The sequence below is a fragment of the Pseudomonas sp. Irchel s3f7 genome (assembly GCF_900187615.1).
Taxonomy (GTDB): Bacteria; Pseudomonadota; Gammaproteobacteria; order Pseudomonadales; family Pseudomonadaceae; genus Aquipseudomonas.
Genome location: NZ_FYDO01000005.1, coordinates 202,420 through 222,033 on the forward strand (window position 1 = coordinate 202,420; position 19,614 = coordinate 222,033).

Below are 19,614 nucleotides of genomic sequence, written 5' to 3' on the forward strand. Positions count from 1 at the left end.
TTCCGGGGCATTGTTCGGGAGGCGTTCATAGTGCAAGGATGAACAGCTGATTTCCAGTCGACTCTACCTCTGTAGGAGCGAGCTTGCTCGCGATGGAGTGTCAGTCGACAACCACTGATCTGATACACCATCGCCGGCAAGCCGGCTCCTACAGGGGGGATGTTGATTCAATGAAAAAGGGGCAGATCCCGGTGAGGTCTGCCCCTTTTCTTTGCCGCTTGATTTAGTCCGTAACGATCCGCGAATGCTTGCGGGTGTCTTTCATGGTGATGTACACCAGCAACGACACGGCGATGCACGCGGTGACATACCAGTAGTAACCGGATTCCATGCCGATGCTCTTGAACCACAGCGCGATGTATTCAGCGGTGCCGCCGAAGATCGAGACGGTCAGCGCGTACGGCAGGCCGACGCCCAGGGCGCGGATTTCAGTCGGGAACAGTTCGGCTTTCACCACGGCGTTGATCGAGGTGTAGCCACTGACGATGATCAGCGCCGCCATGATCAGGAAGAACGCGCCCCACCAGGTCGTGATGGTGTGCAGGGTGGTGAGGATCGGCACGGTGAACAGCGTACCCAGAATGCCGAAGGCAATCAGGATCGGCCGGCGACCGATTTTGTCCGACAGCCCGCCGATGATCGGTTGCAGGCACATAAACAGGAACAGCGTGGCGGCGGAAATGGTGGTGGAGTCGGAGATGCTCATGCCGACGGTGTTCACCAGGTATTTCTGCATGTACGTGGTGTAGGTGTAGAACGCCAGCGTACCGCCCATGGTCAGGCCGACCACGGTCATCAGTTCCTTCGGGTGGCGCATCAAGGTGCGCATCGCGCTTTCCTTGGCCTTTTCTTTCTTGGTGAAAGACTCGGTTTCTTCCATGCCACGACGCAGGTACAGCGCGACCACGGCACACAGCGCGCCAATGGCGAACGGGATGCGCCAGCCCCAGGCGTACAGCTCCTCGGTGGTCAGGAAGTTCTGCAGGACAATCAGTACCGCCAAAGCGATGAGCTGACCGGAAATCAGGGTCACGTACTGGAAGCTGGAGTAGAACCCGCGACGTTCCTTGGTTGCCATCTCACTGAGGTAAGTGGCCGAGGTGCCGTATTCGCCACCGACCGACAGGCCTTGCAGCAAGCGCGCGAACACCAGCAGGATCGGTGCGCCGATGCCGATGACTTCGTAGCTCGGGCTCAGGGCGATCAGCAGCGAGCCGAAGCACATCAGGTACACCGAGGCCATCAACGCTTTCTTGCGTCCGACTTTGTCGGCATACAGGCCCATCAACCAGCCACCGATCGGGCGCATCAGGAAGCCCACGGCGAAGATGGCGGCGGTGTTCAGCAGTTGTGCGGTGGTGTCGCCTTTAGGGAAAAAGGTCTTGGCGAAGTACAAAGAGAAGGCGGCATAGACGTACCAGTCGTACCACTCGACCATGTTGCCGACAGAACCGCTGAAAATCGATTTGATGCGACTGGCGGTGGTTCTTTCTTTAGCCGGCGTGGCAGCCGACCCAAGGGGCAGGGCGTTGGAGTTATCCATTGAAGGATCCTTCATTTAATTGTTTTTGTGGAGCGCGATTAAACGCAGCCTGTCAGGGCTATAGCAGGAGCTGTGCCAACGGGGAGAGGGCCGGTTTAGAGGGGGTAGGTCGTTTCGGTGAGCGGAAATCCGCTTATGTTTGGCTGGGGGTGAGCGGAAAACTGCTGATTGGGTTCGTGAATTTGCAGTGCCTGCTCTGGCCTCTTCGCTGGCAAGCCAGCTCCTACAGTGGATCTGTGCGCACATTGTAGGAGCTGGCTTGCCAGCGATGAGGCCCGTCCAAACGCTACAAAAACATCTCTCGGCTCAACCCATGCCGCTGCATCTTTTCATTGAAGGTCCGACGCGGCAGTTGCAGTTCTTCAAGCACCGCTTTGATGTCGCCCTTGTGTCGGGTCAGCGCCGCGCGCAGGCATTGCGCTTCGAACGCTTCCTGCTGCGCTGCCAATGATTGACCCGATTCAATGCCGGCCGGTTCCGGCTCGCCCAGCCCCAATACCTGACGCTCGGCCACGTTCGCCAGTTCGCGCACGTTGCCGGGCCAGTCGTGACTCAACAAATGGCTCAGCTGCGGCCCGCTCAACGGTGCAAAGGTTCGACCCAGGCGCTCGGCAGCGCTTTGGGCAAACGACTCGAACAACAACGGAATGTCTTCGCGGCGCTCGCGCAATGGCGGCAAACGCAGTTCGGCAACGTTCAGTCGATAGGCCAGGTCTTCGCGAAAACGCCCGGCCCGCGCTTCGTCGAGCAGGTCCGGTTTGGTCGCGGCAATGATGCGCAAATCCACGCGGATGCTTTGATTGGAACCCAGTCGCTCCAGTTTCTGCTCCTGCAATACCCGCAGTAATTTCACCTGTTGGGCCAACGGCATGCTTTCGATTTCATCGAGGAACAGCGTGCCGCCGTCCGCGTATTCGAGTTTGCCGATGCGCTTGCCCTGCGCGCCGGTGAACGCGCCGCTTTCGTGGCCGAACAGTTCGGCTTCGAACAGTTGTTCCGGAATCGCCGCACAGTTGAGCGCAACAAAGGGTTTATCGGCCCGCGGCCCGAAGTCGTGCAGGCAACGGGCGACCAGTTCCTTGCCGCTGCCGGTCTCGCCGCGGATCAGCACATTGACCGGCAACGTCGCCAGGTCGAGCACCTGGCGCCGCAAAGTCTGCAAGCCCCGGGAGACGCCCAGCAGCGTGGCGTCGAGCTTGGCTCGGTTGTCGGCTTGTTCGTGCAGTGCGCGGTTTTCCAGAATCAGACGGCGCTTGTCGAGGGCGCGCCGCAGGCTGGCGAGCAGGGTCTCGGGGCTGAAGGGTTTTTCGAGAAAGTCGTAGGCGCCATCGCGCATGGCCTCGACGGCCATCGGCACATCGCCGTGGCCGGTCAGCAGGATCACCGGCAAGTCGGCGTCACGACGTTGCACTTCGGCCAGCAGTTCCAGGCCGGTCATGCCGGGCATGCGCACGTCGCTGAGAATCACCCCGGCAAAATGCTTCGGCAGCTGCGCCAGGCATTCATCGGCACGGCTGAACAGTTGCACCTCGAAACCCGACAGGCTCAACCACTGTTCGACGGCGCTGCGGATGCTGCTTTCGTCGTCGACGACCATCACTGAGTTCAGCATGGTTCTTGAACCTCCTGATCGATGGGCAGCGTCATGGTAAATACCGCGCCGTTATCGTGGTTGTCCGCGCTCAGGCGGCCGCCCGATTCGTGAACGATAGCGAAGGACACCGCCAGCCCGATACCCAGGCCATCGCCCACCGGTTTGGTGGTGAAGAACGGATCGAACACCTTTGGCAGGTTCTCTTCGGTAATGCCGCCGCCGTTGTCGATGACGCTCAGACGCCACAGTTGTTCGTCAGCTTCGAGGCGGATTTCCAGGCGTTTGCAGGGTTTGTCCTGCATCGCATCCAGCGCATTACGCAGCAGGTTGATCAGCACTTGTTCCAGACGAATCGCATCGCCGCGCACCCACGCCGGGCGGGTCAGGTGCAACACGGTACTGACCTGTTCGTCGCGCAACCGTGTATCGAGCAATTGCAGAGACTGATCCACCACGCTGGCCAGGTCCAGGCGTTCACGCAATCCGCTGGGGCTTTTGCGGGCGAAAGTTTTCAGGTGGCCGGTGAGGGCCGCCATGCGCGTGAGCATTTCATCCACAGGCTTGAGCGCCTTGTAGGCGTCATCAACCCGGCCATGGTCGAGCAGCAGGCGCAAGGTCGCCAGCTGCATGCGCTGGGCGGTCAGCGGTTGATTGATTTCGTGGGCCAGCGCCGCCGACATCTGCCCGAGGGCCGCGAGTTTGGCCGATTGCACCAGGCCTTCCTGAGCTGTGCGCAGGTCGCGGGTGCGTTCTTCCACCAGCTGTTCGAGTTCTTCGCGACTGCGCTGGCGCAGTTTGGCCAGGCGCCAGCGCTGGTTGAGAAACAGCAACAGGAACACCACCGTCAGCCACAGACCGGCGGCGGCGAGGGCGGCGTTGCGACGGTCTTCGAAGGCGACCTGCGGGCGACGCAGCAGGTGCAGCGTCCAGCCGTCGGTACTTAGCGGCAGGGATTCCCACAGGTAGTCCGCCTTGCCGTCGGGGCCATCGACCCGCGCCAGATCACTGTTGTCGTCGAAGCGTCGCAGCGACTCAAACGCCAACGGGGTCAGGGTTTGTTTGTCGTATTGGCGGGTGGTCTTGAGTTCGGCGTGATCGTTGTCGCTCAACGGTTTCAGGAAGCGATAGCGCCAGCCTGGCTGATTGGCGATGAAGATGATCCCGCGTGCGTCGCTGACCAACAGCGTGTCGTTGCCCTGGCTCCACTCCCGCTCCAGCTCCGGAAACTCGAGTTTCACCACCATGGCGCCGAGGAACCGCTCTTCGTCATCCGTGACGGCGCTGGACAGGAAATAGCCGGGAATCCCGCTGGTCACGCCCACGGCGTAAAAGCGCCCGGTGCCCTGGGTGCGGGTCTGATTGAAATAAGGACGGAAGCCGTAATTGTGGCCGACGTAACTGCTGGGCAGTCGCCAGTTGCTCGCCGCCACGGCCAGACCGGTGCGGTCGAGCAGCTCCAGGGTCGAGGACTCGGCGGCGCCGTTGATCTTCTCCAATTTGCGGTTCAGCGCATCTTGCTGCTCGGCACTCACCGCTCCCTTGAGGGCCGAACGCAGTTCCGGGTCCAGGGCCAACACGGCGGGCAGGGCGCGATAACGTTCGATCAGGGTGTGCAGGGAGTTGGCATACAGCGCCAATTGCTGATTGGCGCGGGATGCGTCTTCGACCATTGACTGGCGCACGGTCTGACGCATGGCCAGGGTCGCGGCAAGGGCAGCGCCGGCGATGATCAGCAGGGTGTAGAGCGCCAGGCGCAAGGGGCGGGAAGTCAGAAGCATGCGGTCGGCAACAGGCGAAAATAAGGGCGAGCACCATAGCATGCGAATCGCGTTCTTCTCTCCTGAGGGAGCCATTGTCGAGGCGAAAAAAAACCGGTCTGTCGTTGCCGACAAACCGGTTTTTTCAACGGACCTGAGTGCCGTTTACTGCACTTCTACCGCCAGGCTTTCACTGATCTTTTTCTGCCAGATGGCAGGACCGGTGATGTGGACCGACTCGCCATTGCTGTCGACCGCAACGGTCACAGGCATGTCCTTGACGTCGAACTCGTAGATCGCTTCCATGCCCAGTTCGGCGAAAGCGACAACGCGGGATTTCTTGATCGCTTGCGCCACCAGGTAAGCCGCACCGCCGACAGCCATCAGGTAGACGGCTTTGTGGTCCTTGATCGCTTCGATCGCGGTAGGGCCGCGCTCGGATTTGCCGATCATGCCCAGCAAGCCAGTCTGCTCGAGGATCTGACGGGTGAACTTGTCCATCCGCGTTGCGGTGGTCGGGCCAGCCGGGCCAACCACTTCTTCGCGCACCGGATCAACCGGGCCGACGTAGTAGATGAAGCGACCCTTGAGGTCGACCGGCAGGGTTTCGCCCTTGTTCAGCATCTCGACCATGCGCTTGTGCGCGGCGTCGCGACCGGTGAGCATCTTGCCGTTGAGCAGGACGGTTTCGCCCGGCTTCCAGCTCTGCACGTCTTCCGGGGTCAGGGTGTCGAGGTTGACACGGCGGGCCGACGGGCCTGCTTCCCAGACGATTTCCGGGTAGGCGTCCAACGGTGGCGCTTCCTGGGCAACCGGGCCGGAGCCGTCGAGCACGAAGTGCGTGTGACGGGTGGCGGCGCAGTTCGGGATCATGCACACCGGCAGCGAAGCCGCGTGAGTCGGGTAGTCCATGATCTTCACGTCGAGCACGGTGGTCAGGCCACCGAGGCCCTGGGCGCCGATGCCCAACTGGTTGACCTTCTCGAACAGCTCCAGACGCATTTCTTCAATGCGGTTCTGTGGGCCGCGGGCCTTCAGCTCGTGAATGTCGATGGATTCCATCAACACTTCTTTAGCCATGACAGCGGCTTTCTCGGCGGTGCCGCCGATGCCGATGCCGAGCATGCCCGGTGGGCACCAGCCGGCGCCCATTTCCGGAACGGTCTTCAGAACCCAGTCGACGATCGAGTCGGACGGGTTGAGCATGGCCATTTTCGACTTGTTCTCGGAACCGCCGCCCTTGGCTGCCACGTCCACTTCCACGGTGTTACCCGGAACGATGGAGTAGTGGATAACGGCCGGAGTGTTGTCCTTGGTGTTCTTGCGAGCGCCCGCCGGGTCGGCGAGGATCGAAGCGCGCAGGACGTTTTCCGGCAGGTTGTAGGCGCGACGTACGCCCTCGTTGATCATGTCGTCCAGGCTCATGGTGGCGCCATCCCAACGCACGTCCATGCCCACGCGGACAAACACGGTCACGATGCCGGTGTCCTGGCAGATAGGACGGTGGCCGGTGGCGCACATGCGCGAGTTGATCAGGATCTGTGCCATCGAGTCGCGGGCCGCTGGCGATTCTTCGCGCAGGTAGGCCTCGTGCATCGCCTGGATGAAATCCACGGGGTGGTAATAGGAAATGAACTGCAGGGCGTCGGCAACGCTCTGAATCAGGTCGTCTTGCTTGATCACGGTCATGAGTCGCGCTCCTCTAAAAGACGGGAACATTCAATAAGGTGCTTGCAGCTTGGGTGCATCGGTCGGTTGCAAGCACCTTTCAAGGCACGCCGGGGCTGCTGGCGCGACGCTAAAAAGGCGCGGCAGTATACCGCGCATCAAAGGCCGGCACACGCGCCGCCAGTCAATCGTTGGTCGCATATCGCACAGACTCGCAGGCGTTGGCGCAGGCTGCGATCTTGCGCGCCTAAGTAAAGTCAAAGGATCGCAGCCTTCGGCAGCTCCAACGGTGGGATGTCAGTCATGCTTTTGACGCCATTTTTTCGCCCCTGAAATGAATGGTCATTTAACGGCTACGACACTAAAGTGACACCTGGTCTGTAGAGTAGGACGCTCCGTCAGCCTCCATTTATTTGGTGAGTCAACGATTGACCCATAACGCCATCCAGCGACTGTTACTCAAACGTTTTGCCCTCGCGGCCGGCACTTATGCCTTGGCATTGCTGTTGCTGTGGCTGGCGTATTTCACCGGTCATTATGAGGAGTCACTGCTCGCTGTGGCCGTCGGCAGCTCGCTGGTGGTCATCAGCCAGGCCACGCTGTTCGCGATGTTTTATTGCGGATGGAACCAGCGTTTCAGCGATCCGAGCCTCACCGAAGCACAAGTGTTGCTGGGGCTGGGCTGGCAAACCTGGCTGATCGCCCATCTGGATGAAGCCCGGGGCGCGTTCCTGGTGTTTTATGTCCTGATCCTGCTCTTCGGTCTGTTCCATCTGTCGCGGCGCGCGTTTGTGCGTTGTGCGTTGCTGGTGTTCTTCAGCTTTTGCGCGATTACGCTCTGGGAGGGGTATCACTTCCAGTTGCAGGATCCGGCCATGGCGGTGTTGCAGGTGTGCGTGTTGTTGATCGTGCTGTTGTGGCTGGTGCTGTACGCCCGCTATGTTCAGGCCTCGCGACAACTGATGCGCCAACGGCGATTTGCCTTGCAGGCGCACCAGGACACCCTGCGCGGCATGATGCGTCAGCTCGAGGATCTGGTGGCCACCGACGAACTGACCGGTCTGTTCAATCGTCGACATTTCCTGCGCCTGGCGTCCCGCGAGTTGAACGCCATGGACGCCGGTGTCGTGCATGGCCTGGCGCTGATCGATCTCGATCACTTCAAACGCATCAATGATGTACACGGCCATGCGGCCGGCGATCAGGTGTTGCAGGCTTTTGCCAGCGTGGCCACGGCCTGCCTGCGCGACGGCGACGTGCTGGCCCGCTACGGCGGTGAAGAGTTCGTGGTGCTGCTGCCCGATTGTGATGCCGAGCGGTTGACGGCTTGTTGCGAACGGCTGCGTATCGCCTTCACCGATGTCGAGATGGTGGGCCTGAATGTGCGCAATCTCAGCCTGTCGGCCGGCATGACCCTGCTGGAACTCGGCGATGACCTCGACGATGCCTTGCAACGGGCCGATCAGGCGCTCTATCGCGCCAAGCGTGACGGTCGCAATCGTTGCGCGGCGGCGTGGGAGAATGCCGATGCCTGAGCTACGGGTCGGTGATCGCCAATGGTCGGTGGCGGCGGGCAGCAATCTGCTCGATGCGCTGAATCAGAACGGTGTGGCGGTACCTTATAGCTGTCGCGCCGGCAGTTGCCATGCGTGCCTGGTGCAGTGCGTGCAAGGGTTGCCGAGCGACAGTCGCCCTGATGCCTTGAGTGCGCAGCAGCGTGAGCAAGGCTGGCGCCTGGCGTGCCAGTGCCAGGTGAGCGAAGACTTGCAGGTGCATGCCTTTGATCCGGTGGTTGATGGTCGCCCGGCCGAGATTTCAGCCGTCGACTGGTTGAGCGCCACGGTGCTGCGCTTGCGTGTGATCCCGCAACGGCCGTTGCGCTACAGCGCTGGACAGCATCTGGTGTTGTGGGCCGGTCATGTTGCGCGCCCGTACTCGCTGGCGAGCTTGCCGCAAGACGAACGTTTTCTGGAGTTTCATCTCGATTGCCGTCTTCCGGGGCAATTCAGTGATGCGGCCCGCCAATTCAAAATCGGCGATCCGATCCGCCTCGGCGAGCTGCGCGGTGGCGCCTTGCATTATGACCCTGACTGGCACACTCGGCCGCTGTGGCTGATGGCGGCAGGCACGGGGTTGGGGCCGTTGTTCGGTGTTTTGCGCGAAGCCCTGCGCCACAATCACGAAGGGCCAATCCGCGTTATTCACCTGGCCCATGATGCTGCTGAGCATTACCTGGCCAAACCCCTGCAAGCCATGGCGGCCAGCCGCCCGAACCTGAGTGTCGAGCTGTGGACGCCGGCCGAGTTGCCAGCGGCTTTGGCGCAACTGCGGCTTGTTTCACGGCAAACCCTGGCCTTACTCTGCGGAGGCCCCGACAGCGTCGACGCCTTTGCCCGGCGCCTTTACCTGGCGGGATTGCCGCGCAATCAACTGCTGGCCGATGTCTTCCTGCCCCGTGGTTGAGCGCTGACTTCTCAGACGCGAGACCTGCCATGACCGATGCCATCCAAGTTGAACGCGAACGCGGCCTGCTGACCCTGCGCCTGAATCGCCCCGACAAGAAAAACGCCCTGACCCGCGCCATGTACAGCCAATTGGCCGAAGCGCTGAAACAGGCCGACAGCGATCCTGCCATCAACGCGGTGCTGATCACCGGTTCCGCCGAGTGCTTCACTGCCGGCAACGACATCGCTGACTTTATTCAGCAACCGCCGAGCAACCTCGACAGCCCGGTGTTCCACTTCATGCTCAACCTGCTCGAATGCCGCAAACCGGTGATCGCCGCCGTGGCCGGTGCGGCAGTGGGCATTGGTACGACGATGTTGCTGCACTGCGATCTGGTTTACGTCAGCCGCGATGCACGCTTGCGCATGCCGTTCGTCAATCTCGGTTTATGCCCGGAGTTCGGTTCCAGCCTGATCCTGCCGCGGCTGCTTGGGCAGGCCAAAGCGGCGGAACTGTTGTTGCTGGGAGAAGGCTTTAATGGTGAACAAGCTGCGGCGTGGGGCATTGCGTCCGAAGCGCTGGGCAGTGGCGAAGAAGCCTTGGCCAGGGCGCGGGAGATGGCCTTGCGATTCGAATCGCTGCCACCGGAAGCGGTACGCATCAGCAAGCAATTGATGAAAGCGCCGGATCGGGAACTGCTGCGCAGAGTGATCGAGGAGGAGGGCGCGTTGTTTACCCAGCGGCTGCGATCGCCGGAAGCATTGGCGGCGCTGACCGGGTTTATCAAGCGGCATTGAGTTGGTAGCCTTCATCGCTGGCAAGCCAGCTCCTACAGTTGATTTGCGGTGTTCATACGATCCCTGTAGGAGCTGGCTTGCCAGCGATGAGGCCAGATCAGAAGACTCACCTTCAGGATCAGAATGCAAAAAGCCCCGCCATTCACATGGCGGGGCTTTTGTTTTTCAGCGACCGGTCAATCAGACCATCGGGTCGCCAACGTGCAGGATCTTCATGCCGTTGGTGCCGCCGGTGGCGTGGTAGCTGTCGCCCTTGGTCAGGATGACCCAGTCGCCTTTCTCCACGACGCCGCGCTTGACCAGCTCGTCGATCGCCTTCTGGCTGACTTCGTTCGGTGCCAGCGAAGCCGGGTCGAACGGGATGGTGTACACGCCACGGAACATCGCCGCGCGGGCCTGGGCTTCGCGGTGCGGGGTGAACGCGTAGATCGGCACCGAGGAACGGATACGCGACATGATCAGCGGGGTGTAACCGCTTTCAGTCAGTGCGATGATCGCTTTCACGCCCGGGAAGTGGTTGGCGGTGTACATGGTCGCCAGCGCAATGCTTTCATCGCAACGCTCGAACTCTTTGCCGATGCGGTGGCTGGAGGTCTTGCTGGTCGGGTGCTTTTCGGCACCGACGCAGATACGCGCCATGGCCTGAACGGCTTCCAGCGGGTACAGACCGGCAGCACTTTCGGCCGAGAGCATCACGGCGTCGGTGTAGTCGAGCACGGCGTTGGCCACGTCGGACACTTCGGCGCGGGTCGGCATCGGGTTCTGGATCATCGACTCCATCATCTGGGTCGCAACGATCACAGCCTTGTTGTGGCGGCGTGCGTGCAGAATGATTTTCTTCTGAATGCCCACCAGCTCGGCGTCACCGATTTCCACGCCCAGGTCACCACGGGCAACCATCACCGCGTCGGACGCCTTGATCAGACCGTCGAGGGTTTCGTCATCGGCCACGGCTTCGGCACGTTCGATCTTCGCCACCAGCCAAGCGGTGCCGCCGGCCTCGTCGCGCAGTTGGCGGGCGTATTCCATGTCGGCAGCGTCACGCGGGAAAGAGACCGCGAGGTAGTCGACTTCCATTTCCGCCGCGAGCTTGATGTCGGCCTTGTCTTTTTCAGTCAGGGCTGGTGCGGTCAGGCCGCCACCGCGACGGTTGATGCCTTTATGGTCCGACAGCGGGCCGCCGATGGTCACGGTGCAATGCAGTTCGGTGGCGGTAGCGGTGTCGACGCGCATGACCACGCGACCGTCGTCGAGCAGCAGCTCGTCGCCGACGCCGCAGTCCTTTACCAGGTCCGGGTAGTCGATACCGACCACTTGCTGGTTGCCTTCGGTCAGAGGATGGCTGGTGGAGAAGGTGAATTGATCACCGATCTTCAGCTCGATCTTCTTGTTGGCAAATTTGGCGATACGGATTTTCGGGCCTTGCAGGTCACCCAGCAGGGCGACGAAGCGACCGTGCTTGGCCGCGAGGTCACGCACCAGCTTGGCGCGAGCCTTGTGCTCGTCCGGGGTGCCGTGGGAAAAGTTCAGGCGGGCGACGTCCAGGCCAGCCAGAATCAGCTGTTCGAGAACTTCCGGCGAGTTACTGGCCGGGCCAAGGGTAGCGACGATTTTGGTACGACGGACGGACATGCAAAGACTCCTGAGTTCAAGCGCTGAGTGAGGCTACTATGCTCCGAATGTGTAGTCATTGTTCGTGTGCACTACTTTTCAGGAAGAGTTTGGTTTTAATGAAAAACCAGATGTTGCCCCGATCTCTGTAGGCGCGAGCCTGCTCGCGATGAACTCAAGTGCGATGCGTTTCTTCAGTAAATACGCATTATCGTTAACCTCCATCGCGAGCAAGCTTGCTCCTACAGTGGTCTGTGGTGTCTGAGGGTTGAAGATTTTCGTCCGCGGGTCGATACAGCGTTCAAGACAGGAGATCCCCCATGCGATTCGTGCTCATTGCCGCCCTTGCCATCAGCGTCCTCAGCGTCACGGGCTGCACCCGTTGGTCGATGAACCATCACTTGAACAATGCCTACAAAGCCTATGACCGGGGCAATTGCGAGCAAGTCATGCTTGAACTGTCCAAGGTCGAGCGCGAAAGCCGGGCGCGACCTTATGTGTGGCCCGAAGCATCGATGATGCGCGGCCTGTGCCTGGAACGGCAGAAGATGTTCGTCGATGCGGCGCAGACGTATCAGTTCATCATCGCCTCGTATCCCCAGAGCGAATACGCCTACCGCGCCCGCGCCCGTCTGGAAACCCTGCAAAGCCTGGGGCACTACCCGTTGCGCAGTGCGGCAGCGGCGGTACGCCCGACGCAGTTCTGATGGCGGCTGTCATTCAATGACTGGCTCACCGGCGGTGGTGAGCTATAGTCGAATAAACCGGTTTGGAGCCTGGTCTCCAATCCGGGGCAACACCTGCAACCGGCATTGGCAAGACACAGCACTCCGAGAACTGGCGCACCGGGAGCGGGGAGAGCGGGCACTTATTTAAGGCAGTCCCGTTCCGAAGCAGTAGTGCGGCTCTGCTTAAGAGCCTGGCATAGTGAATGTCCACATGTTTACCGACCGCCGAATCGAGCGGCACCAACTGCCGTACTTTTTGAGAGTCTTCAACAGCCACACGGACAAGCCCATTGGCTATCTGGGCAATGTGTCCGAAGACGGGTTGATGTTGATCAGTCAGCTGCCGATGATGATCGGCGCCGAATTCATTTTGCGCCTCAAGATCCCCGTCAGTGAGGGCAGCCCGCAAGTTATCGACCTGCGGGCGTGTTGCCTGTGGTGCCATGAAGACGCAACACCTCACCACTATGACGCCGGATTTTGCCTGCAACGGGCGCCGCCGGAATATGGGCAACTGGTCGAGGCGTTGAAGCAGTATTTCAGTTTTCAGTCGTTGCCAGCTTCGGCCTGATATCAACCGAGCCTGCGCCGGGGGCATCGTCAGCTTCCGGCCTTCTTCCAGGCCAGGTACTGAGTCACCAAATCCGCACCCAGCTCAGCAGGTCGCGCTTCCAGTACCCATACGCCATGGGCACGCAACCGCTCATGGAGTTCTGCACGCGCATTCAGGTAATCCACCGTGCCGCAGTAATCCAGTGCCTCGGACAAGGTCTGCACCGGCCGATGTCTCAGACTGTCGAGCAAATCTTCCCGCAGGCTGGCCACCACTACCTGATGCTGTTGGCTCAGGCGTTTGACGGCGACCAGCAGTTGCTCGTCGTCTTCGTCTCGCAGATTGGTGACCAGCATCACCAGTGCCCGGCGTTTTTGTCGGGTCAGCAATTGATTGGCGGCAGCCTGGTAATCCGCGGGGCGCTGGGTGCTGTCGAGGTCGTAGACGCTGTTGAGCAGGACGTTGAGCTGCGCAACGCCTTTGACCGGTGCGAGGTAATGCGGTCGCTCGCTGGCAAAGGTGCTCAAGCCCACCGCATCGCCTTGGCGCAGCGCCACGTAACTCAGTAGTAAACAGGCATTGAGTGCATGGTCAAAATGCGCCAGTTCTCCGTCCTGACTGCGCATGTGCCGGCCGCAGTCGAGCATGAAGACAATCTGCTGATCACGCTCGTCCTGATACTCCCGGGCAATCGGCGTGCGTTGGCGGGCGGTGGCTTTCCAGTCGATCTGGCGCAGGCTGTCGCCTTCACGGAATTCCCTGAGTTGATGGAACTCCAGGCCCAGGCCGCGACGTTGTTTTTGGCGCACGCCGAGCTGGCTGAGCCAGTTATCCACAGCCAGCAGTTGACCGCCATAAAGGCGGGCAAAGTCGGGGTAGACGCGGGTGTGGTCCGGCGCGTCGAGCAAGCGTTTGTCGGTCCACAACCCCAAGGGGCTTGGCAGGTTGATTTCGCACCGCTCAAAACCAAAGTGACCGCGCTTGAGCGGTCGTAGCCGATAAGCCATGTTGCTGTGCTGGCCGGGTTGCAGTTCGACTTTCAAGGGCAGGTTTTCGAAGTTCAGGCCCTGGGGCACATGATCAAAAATCTGTACGTTCAGTGGTCGTGAATAATCATGCTCGAGCGTCAGGTGGACATCGCTCCAGCGACCCAGCGCGAGGCTGCCGGGCAGTTGGCGTTTCAGTCGGGGTGAGGGCAGGCGCTTCAAACGCACCGCGTCGAGAATGGCCAGGGCCAGCAACGCCAGCAACAACCCCCAGTTGATCGCACTGAGGTTCGGCGACACCGCGAATTCCAGTGCCCGCAAGGTGCCCAGCACAATGCCACAGGCGAGCAGGATCACCAGCCAGCTCAGCATCAGCCGTGAGGGTTTCACTGGCGCGGCGCCGGCACTTGATCAAGCAATTGCTGGAGCACCTGGTCGACGTCCAGCCCTTCGATATCCAGCTCCGGTGCAACGCGAACGCGATGGCGTAACACGGCGAGGGCGCAGCCCTTGATGTCATCCGGAATCACGAAATCGCCACCGCGCAGCAACGCCCGCGCCCGGGCGCAACGCACCAAAGCGATGGAGGCGCGCGGTCCGGCGCCGAGGATCAAGCCTGGCCAACTGCGGGTGGAACGGGCCAGGCGCACGGCGTAATCCAATACCTGATCGTCCAGCGGCAAATCGCTGGCGATGCGTTGCAGGGCCAGCACATCCTTGGCTTGCAGCAGCGTGCGCAACGGTTGCACATCGAGCATGTCGGCCCGGGTCGAACGGCTGACCTGGCGCACCATGTTCAGCTCTTGTTCGGCGTCGGGGTAGTCCATGCGCACCTTGAGCATGAAGCGGTCCAGTTCGGCTTCCGGGAGTGGATAAGTGCCTTCCTGTTCGATCGGGTTTTGCGTGGCGAGCACCATGAACGGTTGCGCGATGGGCAGGGCGCGACCTTCGAGGGTGACCTGGCGTTCCTGCATGGCTTCGAGCAGCGCGGCCTGGGTTTTCGCCGGGGCGCGGTTGATTTCGTCGGCCAGCAGCAGGTTGGTGAAAATCGGGCCTTTGCGCAGCTTGAACTGCTCGGTCTGCAAGTCGTACACCGCATGACCGGTGACGTCGCTGGGCATCAGGTCCGGGGTGAACTGGATGCGCGCGAATTCACCGCCGAAGCAGCGGGCGAGGGCGCGTACCAACAAGGTCTTGCCTAGCCCGGGCACACCTTCAAGCAACACGTGGCCGCCAGCAATCAGCGCGGTGAGGACGTCGTCGATCACCGTGTCCTGACCGATCAGGGCTTTTTGCAATTCCTGGCGCAACGCCTGGGCCAACTGGCTGGCGCGCTGGCGTTGTTGAGCGGCATGGCTCGGTAGATTGGGCTCGATCGCTTCACTCATAAGGCGTTCCTCAAGGTTTGCAGGTGGGCGACCTGGCGGCTGAATTCAACGCTGGAAAGTCGTTGTTTCGGGCTCGGGGTCATGGCCTGGCTGATAGCGTGTGTGGGTTGGCCGGTCAGGCGTGCAAGCACCCGCCATTGCTCGGCAACGCCGAGTTGTTCAAAACCTGGGTGGCGACGGCGCACGCGGCGCAGGATGTCTTTTTGCAAAGCCTGCATCAGGCTGGCCTGTCCGTTGCGGCGCAGGATGAAATCGGCACTGGCGCGCAGGTGTTCCTGAAGTTGCCGACGTGCCTTCGGTGCCGGTTCCAGCAGTGGCCCCTGACGCACACCGAAGTGCCAGAAACCCAGACCGACCAGCGCGAGCAATGCCACCAGCGCCTGCGGGAAGTAGCGCATCAGCAAGAGGGGCAGGCTGTCGTGATCGGTGTTGAACACCAGCGTCACGTGTGTGTCTGCGGTCAGGTACCAAAGCAGCCAGGCGTTGTCGTATCGGTCGATGGCCGGAGTTTTCCACAGGTCGGCGTCGGTGACCACGATGACTGAACCGAGCCCGTGATCGAGCTGCATCATGTGCGTGGCTTTGCCACTGTTGGCCCAGGACTGGGCGAGGTTGTTCGGGTCTTCAAGATGGAACGCGGTGTCGAAACCGGCGTAGGCCGGTGCGTCTTCGTCTTCCAGGTAAAGTTTGGTCAGAAAGGGGTAAGGCTCTTTGTCGAGATCGGGCGGCGGGTCTTTGAGGTCTTTGCTCAGCGACTGGTGCACTTGAACCCGGTCGAGCAGCAGGTCATCGCTCTGTTGCAGCTTCTCATCCCATAGCGATTGGGCGACGAACAACAGTCGGCCACCGGCCTGGGCCCAGTTCATCAGTTGATCAATCTGACGTGGTGTCATGTTGTCGCGCTCCCCGAGCACCAGCAGGCTGTGCTGATGCGGCTCCAGGGTCGGCAGGAAGTCGAGGCCATTGGCGTGATTGACGGTCAGGCCCTGCTTGCGCAGGAAGTGTTCTGCTGCCAGGTAAGGATTGGCTTGAGCTTCGGGGGACGGGCCGTGATCGATTTCTATCTGATAGGGCATGGCCTTGAAGTACAGATAAGCAGCCAACGCTCCGACCAGAGCGAGGCTGATCGCACCGATCGCCAGCCACCCGCGCCGGTTCAATGGGCGGCTCTCGGTCCGAACAAGCCGCGCCAGGCTTCACACAGTTCCTGTTGCGCTTGGGCCGGTGGCAGGCGATGACCGTAGGCCATGTTTTGCCAGTGCCCGGTCAGGGTTTGGCTGAAGGTCAGCAGGGCCGGTTGTTGCAGCTGTTCAACGCGTTTGAGCACCTGACCTTCGGTGTCGGCGGCTTTCAGCGTCATGTTGAAATCATGCAGCAAGCGACTGAGCAAGGCGCGGTAAAGCAACCCGAGGGCCTCGCGTGGATTGGATTGCCAGAGGTGTTCGGCACTGGCGGCAACATCGTCGGGCAAGGATTCGGGTTTGAGGTCCAGACCGAACGCCTGCTGCGGCAAAGGTCGGGGGAGCTTTTGTTTCCGCGTCGGACGGCGGCTGACGAACGCTTGCAGCCAGTCGCGATAGTGCCAGATCAACACAACGAGGCCGCTGATGACCACTCCCCACAGGACGACTTCAATGACCGCCGCCACCGAACCGAAACGCTGGCCGTCAAACAGTCTGAACAGGGCCTTCAGCCATGCCGGTGTTTTGTCGTCGTCCGGGGTTTTGACGTCCGGTTTGCCCTCGCCAAATCGGTAGCGTGTCACCGCTTCCTTGTTCTTGAAGGGCGGTTGATCGAGCAGGGCCTTGATACTGTCCCTGGACGCCTGGCTGGTGAGGGGCTGATCCAGCAAGCGCGGGCTGTTGGGGGAAGCGTCCGGTTCGGCGGCCCACACCGTCTGCGCTGTCGGCAGCAGCAGGAACACCGCCAGTAACAACACGCCACTTGCACTGACGACACGTTGGCGCAGGCGACGGAACACCAGTTCGATATCCCAGGCTTCGAGCACGGTGCGTCGGTTCAGGTACAGGCTGAAGCCGCAGGCGACATAAACCGGTTCCCAGACGATCAGCACCCCCACGTAGAAAACGTTGGTCAGGTGTTCCAGCCAACGCCAGTCCCGGGTCATCGCGCCGATCAGCGACTGCCAGCTCCAGTCAATCGCGACCTGTTGTGGCAGGAGCAGATAAAACAGCACCATCAAGCCGATCCATAAGGCGCCTTCCAGATGGGCACCGATGATCGTCAGCCATCGCGCGGCACCGGCGTCGCTCTGCAACAGCACTTGTAATCGTTGTTGGCGCAGCTTCCCGTCCAGACCTTCAAGTTGCAACACCGGCATCACAAAGCTGCGGGTCAGGCTCAAACGGCGCCAGGTCAAACTGGCGATCAATTGTGGCCTGAGCAACCGCGGCCATTGGAGCAACGCTTGTTTCAGCGTGGGTGTTTCGCCGAACATGGCGCTGGACAGGATGTACAGCGGCAGGCGTTCGAATGCCGGTTTCAGCCACCAGAACATGAAGACGGCAAGGGTCGGGGAATCCCACAGCCCCCAGCTCAGCAGCGCGAAAACCGGCAAGGTCACGATTGCCCAACTGGTCATCAACAAGCGCCGGTGACGCTGGCTCAGGAGGACGCCGAGGTCCATGGCTTCCCAGGTGGTTCGGGGGCGGATGACCACGGTGGCGTCACTCAGGCGCATGACGTTGGCGTCCGGCAAACAGCAGGTAGGTCAGCACCAGCAACCACAGCGCGGCACCGACCAGATACTTGGTCATGGCCGTAGGGCTGGTCATTGATGACCAATAGGCCTCGATGAATGCGGCAATCAGCAAAAACAGCATGACCCCGCAAATCAGCAGGACGCTTTTGCGCGCCGCCAGCTGCAAGGCCTGCGCACGAGGAAGGCGCCCCGGTGCGATCAGTGCCCAACCCAGTTGCAGGCCTGCGGCACCGGCCAGGGCGATGGCGGTGAGTTCAAAAGCGCCGTGACCGATCACGAATGGCCAAAAGGTTTGCCCGTAACCAATATAAGTCAGGTGTCCGGCGACTGCGCCGATCATCAAGCCGTTGAAGATCAGGTAAAACACACTGCCCAGCCCCAGCAGCAGTCCGCTGGCGAAGGTCTGAAAAGCGATGCCGATGTTGTGCATGATGTAGTAGCCGAACATCATCCAGTTTTCACTGGAGGCACGGTCCGCCGTGCGCCCGAGGTGACCAGCGCCGGGGTCGTACATGCTTTGCATTTCGCTGACTTGCGGGGCGGGGATCAGGTTATAGATCAGCTCTGGAAACCCGTATACCAGCAGCGCGAACCCGAACAGGCTGCCGAAAAACATCAGGCTGGCAGCCAGTACGAAGCGCCACTGTTCACGCACCAGTCGCGGGAAGTCTGCGAGGATGAATGCCACAACATTGGCGCCCAACTGGCTGCGATGGCGATACAGTTGTTGATGGCCGCGCAGCACCTGTTGCTGTAACGAATCCACCAGAAAACTGCTATAGCCACGTTCCCTGGCGATCGCCAAGTGATTGCAAAGGCGTCGGTAGTCACTCGGGAAACTGTCGAGGTCCTGGGTTTTGCGGTCCTGTTCCAGGCGTTCCAGATGAAGGGAAAACTGCGCCCATTCGGCTTTGTGCCGGTTCTCGAATAGACGTTGCTTCATGCTGGCCCCAACAAGCCGCGGGCGATGCCGTTGAGCGCTTCCACCGCTCGTGGGGCGGGAATCTGCAAAGGTTGGGCGAGGATGGATGCCAGTTCATGGGCTCGCGCTCGAGAGAGTTCCCCCTGGCGTTCGGCAAACCCGAGAATGGCGCGCTGTTCGGCGAGTGTCAGGGCGAATGGCGGTCGACTGGGCAGGGCCTCGGGCAGCTCGGGGCGGGTGAGTGGCCGGTCGCGGTAAATCACCAGTGTGCCGGCGGCAATGTCGCCGAGGCGCTTGAAGTTGGGGTGTTGCAGGCAACTGATGGCGCCGAGGAAGTAACCGAATGGCAGCAGGTCGATAAACCGCAACAGGTTGCGCAGCAGCGAAGCGGACCAGCCTATGGGCGTGCCATCGTCCTGTACAACGCGCAATCCCATCCATTGCTTGCCTGGCGAGCGGCCCTGATTGAGCACTTCGAACAGCACCATGTACCACCAGCTGACGACGAACAGCAGGATCGAACTCAGGCCTGCCCCCAGTTTGCCGAGCATCGCCAGGACGATGAACAGCAGGCCCATAATCAAACCGCGCAAGCCAAGATCGATGGCGAATGCGAGGGCACGCACCATCAGCCCGGCCGGGCGCAGTGGCAAGTCGATGCCCTCGGGCGTTTCGACCTGGTGCCGCGTATCCAGTGGCGGTGACAGCGTCGCATTCCTTGGCAGTGCTGTGGTCTCGAGCATGGGCATCCTGATGATGTGGCCTGGATCGGGATTCGATGTCTATCCGATGCTAGCAGTCTCGCCGGGAAAAAAGACATAACTATGTATTGCACATCAAGCGGCCCCCTCTGCTTGAATGACAAGACTACTGGCCGGGGCGGGACATGAACGCCTAGAC

Annotated in this window: 16 protein-coding genes; 5 read left to right on the top strand and 11 right to left on the bottom strand. The window is 60.9% G+C overall.

Features of this window, described 5'->3' with window-relative positions; all coding sequences use genetic code 11:
• Positions 1-223 precede the first annotated feature (223 nt).
• The 4 genes from CKW19_RS06270 to CKW19_RS06285 all read right to left on the bottom strand — a co-directional run bounded on the left by CKW19_RS06270 (position 224) and on the right by CKW19_RS06285 (position 6,583).
• The gene (locus CKW19_RS06270; RefSeq protein WP_095057100.1) at positions 224-1,543 is read right to left on the bottom strand and encodes an MFS transporter; all 1,320 of its coding nucleotides are present in this window, start codon (positions 1,541-1,543) and stop codon (positions 224-226) included.
• A 286-nt stretch (positions 1,544-1,829) separates the two neighbouring features.
• Complete coding sequence (locus CKW19_RS06275) at positions 1,830-3,155, bottom strand: sigma-54 dependent transcriptional regulator (protein WP_095057101.1); 1,326 nt, start codon at positions 3,153-3,155, stop codon at positions 1,830-1,832.
• Positions 3,149-4,915, bottom strand: coding sequence for an ATP-binding protein (locus tag CKW19_RS06280; RefSeq protein WP_095057102.1), 1,767 nt, complete (start codon positions 4,913-4,915; stop codon positions 3,149-3,151). Before CKW19_RS06280 ends, CKW19_RS06275 begins: the two co-directional genes overlap by 7 nt.
• A 144-nt stretch (positions 4,916-5,059) precedes the next feature.
• On the bottom strand, positions 5,060-6,583 hold the full coding sequence (locus CKW19_RS06285; RefSeq protein ID WP_095057103.1) for a fumarate hydratase: 1,524 nt from the start codon (positions 6,581-6,583) through the stop codon (positions 5,060-5,062).
• Between the two features lie 407 nt (positions 6,584-6,990).
• Between CKW19_RS06285 and CKW19_RS06290 the strand changes: the two genes are divergently transcribed.
• The 3 genes from CKW19_RS06290 to CKW19_RS06300 are packed head-to-tail and all read left to right on the top strand — an operon-like array spanning position 6,991 to position 9,804.
• Positions 6,991-8,097 (top strand): GGDEF domain-containing protein, encoded by a 1,107-nt coding sequence (locus CKW19_RS06290; protein ID WP_095057104.1) that lies wholly within the window; start codon positions 6,991-6,993, stop codon positions 8,095-8,097.
• A complete protein-coding gene (locus CKW19_RS06295; RefSeq protein WP_095057105.1) occupies positions 8,090-9,025 on the top strand; it encodes an iron-sulfur-binding ferredoxin reductase in 936 nt (311 codons plus the stop codon). Before CKW19_RS06290 ends, CKW19_RS06295 begins: the two co-directional genes overlap by 8 nt.
• Positions 9,026-9,054: 29 nt before the next feature.
• Positions 9,055-9,804, top strand: coding sequence for an enoyl-CoA hydratase-related protein (locus tag CKW19_RS06300; protein WP_095057106.1), 750 nt, complete (start codon positions 9,055-9,057; stop codon positions 9,802-9,804).
• Between the two features lie 180 nt (positions 9,805-9,984).
• Here the strand turns inward: CKW19_RS06300 and pyk are convergent, their stop codons facing one another.
• The gene (pyk, locus tag CKW19_RS06305) at positions 9,985-11,436 is read right to left on the bottom strand and encodes a pyruvate kinase (protein ID WP_095057107.1); all 1,452 of its coding nucleotides are present in this window, start codon (positions 11,434-11,436) and stop codon (positions 9,985-9,987) included.
• A gap of 299 nt (positions 11,437-11,735) precedes the next feature.
• Between pyk and CKW19_RS06310 the strand changes: the two genes are divergently transcribed.
• Positions 11,736-12,122 carry a tol-pal system YbgF family protein gene (locus CKW19_RS06310; protein ID WP_095057108.1) on the top strand — a complete coding sequence of 129 codons (387 nt, stop codon included), beginning with the start codon at positions 11,736-11,738 and terminating at the stop codon, positions 12,120-12,122.
• A 232-nt stretch (positions 12,123-12,354) separates the two neighbouring features.
• Positions 12,355-12,714, top strand: coding sequence for a PilZ domain-containing protein (locus tag CKW19_RS06315; RefSeq protein ID WP_095057109.1), 360 nt, complete (start codon positions 12,355-12,357; stop codon positions 12,712-12,714).
• Positions 12,715-12,743: 29 nt separating this feature from the next.
• Here CKW19_RS06315 and CKW19_RS06320 read toward each other — a convergent pair whose 3' ends face one another.
• From CKW19_RS06320 to CKW19_RS06345, 6 genes are read right to left on the bottom strand one after another with little or no spacing between them, the layout of a single operon-like run.
• Positions 12,744-14,072 carry a DUF58 domain-containing protein gene (locus tag CKW19_RS06320; RefSeq protein WP_095057110.1) on the bottom strand — a complete coding sequence of 443 codons (1,329 nt, stop codon included), beginning with the start codon at positions 14,070-14,072 and terminating at the stop codon, positions 12,744-12,746.
• Positions 14,069-15,070, bottom strand: a complete 1,002-nt coding sequence (locus CKW19_RS06325; RefSeq protein ID WP_095057111.1) for a MoxR family ATPase — start codon at positions 15,068-15,070, stop codon at positions 14,069-14,071. Before CKW19_RS06325 ends, CKW19_RS06320 begins: the two co-directional genes overlap by 4 nt.
• On the bottom strand, positions 15,067-16,230 hold the full coding sequence (locus CKW19_RS06330) for a DUF4350 domain-containing protein (protein ID WP_095057112.1): 1,164 nt from the start codon (positions 16,228-16,230) through the stop codon (positions 15,067-15,069). The genes CKW19_RS06325 and CKW19_RS06330 overlap by 4 nt, the downstream gene beginning before the upstream one ends.
• Positions 16,227-17,771, bottom strand: a complete 1,545-nt coding sequence (locus CKW19_RS06335; RefSeq protein ID WP_095057113.1) for a DUF4129 domain-containing protein — start codon at positions 17,769-17,771, stop codon at positions 16,227-16,229. The genes CKW19_RS06330 and CKW19_RS06335 overlap by 4 nt, the downstream gene beginning before the upstream one ends.
• A complete protein-coding gene (locus CKW19_RS06340; RefSeq protein ID WP_095057114.1) occupies positions 17,758-18,735 on the bottom strand; it encodes a stage II sporulation protein M in 978 nt (325 codons plus the stop codon). Before CKW19_RS06340 ends, CKW19_RS06335 begins: the two co-directional genes overlap by 14 nt.
• A complete protein-coding gene (locus CKW19_RS06345) occupies positions 18,732-19,457 on the bottom strand; it encodes an RDD family protein (RefSeq protein ID WP_095057115.1) in 726 nt (241 codons plus the stop codon). The genes CKW19_RS06340 and CKW19_RS06345 overlap by 4 nt, the downstream gene beginning before the upstream one ends.
• Between the last annotated feature and the right edge of the window lie 157 nt (positions 19,458-19,614).

Excerpts from the sequence above, each read along its gene's own strand:
- CKW19_RS06270 (WP_095057100.1), bottom strand. The coding sequence starts at position 1,543 with ATGGATAACTCCAACGCCCTGCCCCTTGGGTCGGCTGCCACGCCGGCT.
- CKW19_RS06275 (WP_095057101.1), bottom strand. The coding sequence starts at position 3,155 with ATGCTGAACTCAGTGATGGTCGTCGACGACGAAAGCAGCATCCGCAGC.
- CKW19_RS06280 (WP_095057102.1), bottom strand. The coding sequence starts at position 4,915 with ATGCTTCTGACTTCCCGCCCCTTGCGCCTGGCGCTCTACACCCTGCTG.
- CKW19_RS06285 (WP_095057103.1), bottom strand. The coding sequence starts at position 6,583 with ATGACCGTGATCAAGCAAGACGACCTGATTCAGAGCGTTGCCGACGCC.
- CKW19_RS06295 (WP_095057105.1), top strand. The coding sequence starts at position 8,090 with ATGCCTGAGCTACGGGTCGGTGATCGCCAATGGTCGGTGGCGGCGGGC.
- CKW19_RS06300 (WP_095057106.1), top strand. The coding sequence starts at position 9,055 with ATGACCGATGCCATCCAAGTTGAACGCGAACGCGGCCTGCTGACCCTG.
- pyk (WP_095057107.1), bottom strand. The coding sequence starts at position 11,436 with ATGTCCGTCCGTCGTACCAAAATCGTCGCTACCCTTGGCCCGGCCAGT.
- CKW19_RS06310 (WP_095057108.1), top strand. The coding sequence starts at position 11,736 with ATGCGATTCGTGCTCATTGCCGCCCTTGCCATCAGCGTCCTCAGCGTC.
- CKW19_RS06315 (WP_095057109.1), top strand. The coding sequence starts at position 12,355 with ATGTTTACCGACCGCCGAATCGAGCGGCACCAACTGCCGTACTTTTTG.
- CKW19_RS06325 (WP_095057111.1), bottom strand. The coding sequence starts at position 15,070 with ATGAGTGAAGCGATCGAGCCCAATCTACCGAGCCATGCCGCTCAACAA.
- CKW19_RS06335 (WP_095057113.1), bottom strand. The coding sequence starts at position 17,771 with ATGCGCCTGAGTGACGCCACCGTGGTCATCCGCCCCCGAACCACCTGG.
- CKW19_RS06340 (WP_095057114.1), bottom strand. The coding sequence starts at position 18,735 with ATGAAGCAACGTCTATTCGAGAACCGGCACAAAGCCGAATGGGCGCAG.
- CKW19_RS06345 (WP_095057115.1), bottom strand. The coding sequence starts at position 19,457 with ATGCTCGAGACCACAGCACTGCCAAGGAATGCGACGCTGTCACCGCCA.